Genomic DNA, 4,513 nt, shown 5'->3' with positions numbered 1-4,513 from the left:
TCACTGACCTTGCGTGCGCTACCGCCACCGCCGGTCGAGCCCATCGCGATACCGGCCGCCCCGCCTGCCAGCACCGCGGTCGCGCCGCCGCCCCCGCCCAGGCTCGCGACCGCCGGGGCGACGAGGCGGACCAGAGCTGGGAGCACGATCACGCTCATCACCAGCAGAATCAATCCGAGTAGCACCTGCTGCGGGTCGGTCTGGGCCTCATCCCCGATCACGGTGAAGGCGATGGCGTAGACGAGCGCGCCGACGGGTTTGTAGAGCACGAACGCCAGCGACCAGGACATCAGCTTCTTGTAGGACTGCGATCCCGGCCCGGTACCCGAGGCTGCCGCCGCCAGGGGGATCACCGCCACAACCAGGATCAGCAGGGCTTGGCGGATCACCAGCATGACCAGCTGGATCAACGTGCTGATCAACCCCAACAGTCCGACCACGAACAAGATGCCTGTGCCGAGCCCGGATTTGGTGTCCTCGTTCAATTGCGCCATCCGGTCGACCGTGCGCGTCCAGTCCCCGTCGCTGGCGGTGAAGATCACCCAGCTCGAGAACTCATCGCCCGCGCGGGTCCCGGTGGTGACCAGGACCGCGAACGCCATCGAGGTGAAGGAGGCACGCACGAGCATCAGAAAGCTTTCCTGCGCCTCTCCGGCCAGCCCGCCGCGTTTGGCCAGCGCCAACCTGGCTGCGGCGAACATGATCCCGGCAATAAGGAAGACCACCTGGAGGCCGCCGGTGAACTCCCGTACCCCGGTCAACGCCGCGCCCGGATACCCACCGGGACCGGTCAGCACCGGCGAGGGCAGGTCGGTCCACCAGCCCATCGAGAACCGCACGCCCGTGACGAATCCCTCCATGAGGAAATCGACCATGTCTTCCCAGGCCGAGCCGACCGCGCGGGTCGCGACCTCACCGACCTGGTCGCATACCTGCTGGGGGCCGAGCGGGATGTCGCACACCATGGGTGTCGGCAACTGCTCGCGCACGCCGCCGGGCGGGGAGGCCATGACGATGCTGTGGTTCATGAGGCTGTCCTCCAGACGCCGAATCCGGTCATCGAGTCGACGTAGGTGCCCGGCCCCCAGAGGGTTTCGATCTCGGTGGGGACCGCGACGCGCCAGTCCCAGCCCGCCCAGACCATCGGCCAGCGCGCGATCCGGTAGCCGAGCCCGTCACGGATCGCGAATTCCACGACCGCGTAATCGGGGCTGTAGCCCTCGGCGACGCGTACACCGTCGGGCACGGTGACGTAGCGGGCGGCGTCGGGTGTGCGCGCCCGCGAGCGCGCGAACCGCTCGACCAGGGCCTGTCCGCCGCCGCGATAGCGCGTCGCGATCACCTGCTGCCAGGTGTGGTCCGGGGCGGCCAGCGCGCGCCCGAGGGCATCGGCGGCGGCGAGTCCCGCACCTTGCGGTGTGCGCGCGAACCCCGAGGCGATGCCGTCGGTGATCGTGGCCGGGCCGTCGCCGATCGAAACCGGCAGCGCCGCGCCACCCCATCCGCGTTGCCATGCCATCCCCACGGGCGCGCGGACCAGGTAGTCCGGCTGGCCCGGGTCGGCGCGGCGGGCGCGGTCCTGTGCCAGCGCGGTCCCGGCCTCGCTCGACACGATCTCGAGTCGGTTGCCGAACAGGTCCGCGGTCGGTCCCAGGCTCGTGGTGGCTGTCGGGTGCGGCTCGGTGAAGGTCGTGTCCGGGCGCGGTGTCTGCTCGGGCGGGTCGGGTTCGTCGTCGCGGGTGATGGTGACGACGAACACGACGATGACGACCACGACGATGGCGGTGAAGACGATGATCAGCAGTCGGGGAGTTCGCATGCGGCGGCTCGCTTTCAGCGCGGGAAGAAGACGACGAGATCGGGCGGCGGCACGGCGACGGCGGTGACCGGTGGTGACGCACTCGAGGCGGGGTCGGGCAGGGTCAGGCGCCAGTCGCTGTACTGCCAGAGCACGGCGGCATGGTTGCGGGTGACCGAGTTGTCCGGGTGCAGGCTGTAGATCTCGACCTCGGCCGCCTCGTCGCTGTAGCGGCTGACGACGTAGCCGAGCAGGCGCGGGGCGCCCTCGGCGATGGGGGCGGTGATCGAGATCTGTGCCCGCGCGGTCGCCCAGTCGTCGCGGCCCGCGCCGGGGGCGAGCATGCGGGCACCGATTCCGGGCCATTGGGTGTCGGTGGCGATCGAGGCGCGCACCGTCGCCTGCGTAGCCGCGACCGCCGCACCGGCGGGTGAGTGCTCGTATCCGGTCGCGACCGCGCCCTCGACGCGGCGCGGGCCTTGGTCGGTGACCGGCAGGTCGACGCCTTGGAAGGACTGCCAGCGCAGCCCGGTCGGCGGTGCGGTGGTGTCGACCGCGGCCGGGACCTGCACGGGGTCGCTGGGAGCATCGCTGCCGCAGGCGAACAGCGCGGCGGCGGTCAGCGGGCCGGCGAAGGCCAGCACGGCGGTGACGGCCCAGCATGGAAGACGTTCGGTGCGTGCGTGATTCGGGTTCGTGGGCACGGCGGTCACCACCGGGGGATGACGGCCAGGGCCAGGGAGCTGGCGCTGCCGAGCAGGGCCGCGGCGAGCAGGGCGCCGATCAGCCCTTCGACGCTTTCCTCGCGGTAGGTACGGATCGCGAGCAGCCCGCCCACCCAGATCACGCGCGCGATGCACAGCAGCAGCACGCACCACGCCAGATACCCGAGCAACTGCACCAGAGGTTGCAGCACCTGCGGCGGCAGGATCGTGCGCCCGGACGGCGAGGCCGCCCACGGCTCCCAATCCCGCTGCGCGAGTGCGGCGATCGTGTCACCGGTGGCCATCAGTTGGCTCCGGTGACGACGGCGTTCATGATCGGCCCGGCGCTGGTGGCCAGGATCCCGCCGAACATCGCCGCGGCGATGATCTTCGGCGACTCCACCGAACCGCCGTGCCAGCGTTCCCACCCGAATTTGCCGCCCGCGTAAATCAGCGCGGCGATCCCCGCCAGGCTCACCAACCAGGCCATGTAATTGACCAGATTGACGATCAGGTTCGAGCCCGGCGGCGTCGTGGGTGTGATCTTGATTTCCTGGGCCAGCACGGCCGAGGCCACGTCGGTGACCAATGCGACGAGGGTCATGTCGTCTCCGAATCAGGTTGTGCCGCAACCGGAAGATGGTTCGCGGACAGACGGGTGATGATCTGGGTTCCAGCGCGGTGCACATCCGCCGGAACGGCGTGACGCAGCCCGGCGCGACGCGGGGGTGGTGGGTCGAACGGGGTGAACTCAGCCAGCTCGCCGAGTTCGATCTCGAGGAGCTGGTCATGCCAGGCGATGTCGTAGACGGCCGCGGCCAGGTCGATGACCAGCGACCGATAGCGGCGCACAACCGCGGGGACCTTGCCCGGCCGCACCGGAGTCAGCACCAGCCCGATCACCTCGACACCGTCCGGAGCCAGCCCGGCGTGCCATTCCCGCAACCGGTCGGCCGCCGCGGTCAGACCGGGTGTGCACAGGCGCGCGGCCACGACCACGAGCTGGGTGGTCTCCGGCGAGGCGGGCCAGGCCGGGCCGGTGTCGGCGGCCGGTGCCCACCACCGCGCCAGGGTCGACGCGGCGGCACCGCCGTGCGCGCCGAGCACAGCGAACAACGGCGGGTGCGCCCCGGTCGTCGCCAACGGATGTTCGCGCACCGGGGCACGATGCTGTGGGTCGGGGGCGGCGACGGTGTCCGGGTCCAGCCGGGGCGGGCCGGGTGGTCGGGTAGTGCCGGCGAGGCGGTGCGCGGCGGTCATCCTCATCCTCGCTTCTGGATGTTGGAGATCACGAAATCGCCACTGCCGGGGTCAACTGCCCGGACGTTCATCAGTTGCAGGTAGTCGATGCGGGAGCCATCGGGATGGCGCTCGACCAGATGCACCTCCGCGGTCGTGTCGGCGACCGGGGTGATCGCCACGCAGTGCGTGCTCCCCGCGGGGATCGAGGCGATACCGGCGGCCAGGGCCTCGGGGACCAGTCCGGCCTCGGGAGCGACCAGCCCCAGCGCGGCGGCGGCGTCGCGGCGCTGGTAGTAGGCGAACTCGAAGGCTGCGATGACTCCAGCCAGCGAACGCCGATCCCCGGCACCGTCGGTGACCATCTCACCGCTCACTCCGGTGCACGCCGCCGGTGTCGCGGTCGTGGTGGGTGGGGCGGCCAGCGTGGCGGAGGCAACCGTCGCGGTATCGGGTTCGGTACCGCCGGAACGGAATACGGCGAGGATGGTCGCGACGGCGGCGACCAGAGCCACTCCCGCCGAGATGCCGATCCAGCGCAGCCTCACCGTGGGGCGGACGGTCCGACGTTCGCGGGGTCGTGGCGGGTCCTCGGCAGGACGGTCCAGCCACCGCCACGCGTGATCGTCACCGTCGATGCTTCCGCTGTCGTCCGGAACAGGTTGCAGGACAGTGTGTCTCGACTTGTCGAGCCAGCCGCGCCCGTGGGGGGTGTCGATCTCGGTATCGGCCATGGTCGGTGTGTCACCTCCTCCGGTCGTGGGTGCGGGGG

At 70.8% G+C, this 4,513-nt stretch carries 6 protein-coding genes and 1 pseudogene; all 7 read right to left on the bottom strand.

Annotation, left to right across the window (positions count from 1 at the left end):
• A pseudogene (locus JZ792_RS40720) lies at positions 1-1,028 on the bottom strand (hypothetical protein); the annotation flags it as partial.
• A complete protein-coding gene (locus tag JZ792_RS40715; RefSeq protein WP_216918272.1) occupies positions 1,025-1,819 on the bottom strand; it encodes a DUF8175 domain-containg protein in 795 nt (264 codons plus the stop codon). The pseudogene JZ792_RS40720 and the gene JZ792_RS40715, both read right to left, overlap by 4 nt.
• Before the next feature lie 14 nt (positions 1,820-1,833).
• Complete coding sequence (locus tag JZ792_RS40710; RefSeq protein ID WP_308165647.1) at positions 1,834-2,502, bottom strand: DUF8175 domain-containg protein; 669 nt, start codon at positions 2,500-2,502, stop codon at positions 1,834-1,836.
• A gap of 5 nt (positions 2,503-2,507) precedes the next feature.
• Complete coding sequence (locus JZ792_RS40705) at positions 2,508-2,807, bottom strand: hypothetical protein (protein WP_216918271.1); 300 nt, start codon at positions 2,805-2,807, stop codon at positions 2,508-2,510.
• Positions 2,807-3,091 (bottom strand): hypothetical protein, encoded by a 285-nt coding sequence (locus tag JZ792_RS40700; protein ID WP_438804442.1) that lies wholly within the window; start codon positions 3,089-3,091, stop codon positions 2,807-2,809. Before JZ792_RS40700 ends, JZ792_RS40705 begins: the two co-directional genes overlap by 1 nt.
• 11 nt (positions 3,092-3,102) lie before the next feature.
• Positions 3,103-3,762, bottom strand: a complete 660-nt coding sequence (locus JZ792_RS40695; protein WP_216918268.1) for a hypothetical protein — start codon at positions 3,760-3,762, stop codon at positions 3,103-3,105.
• A 2-nt stretch (positions 3,763-3,764) separates the two neighbouring features.
• Positions 3,765-4,513: DUF8176 domain-containing protein (locus JZ792_RS40690; protein ID WP_216918266.1), on the bottom strand; the 749-nt coding region annotated here is incomplete at its 5' end.

The sequence above is a fragment of the Nocardia noduli genome (assembly GCF_019038455.1).
Lineage (GTDB): Bacteria > Actinomycetota > Actinomycetes > Mycobacteriales > Mycobacteriaceae > Nocardia > Nocardia noduli.
The sequence above is the reverse complement of the archived record's forward strand: the minus strand, read 5'-3'. Positions and strand labels throughout refer to the sequence as shown.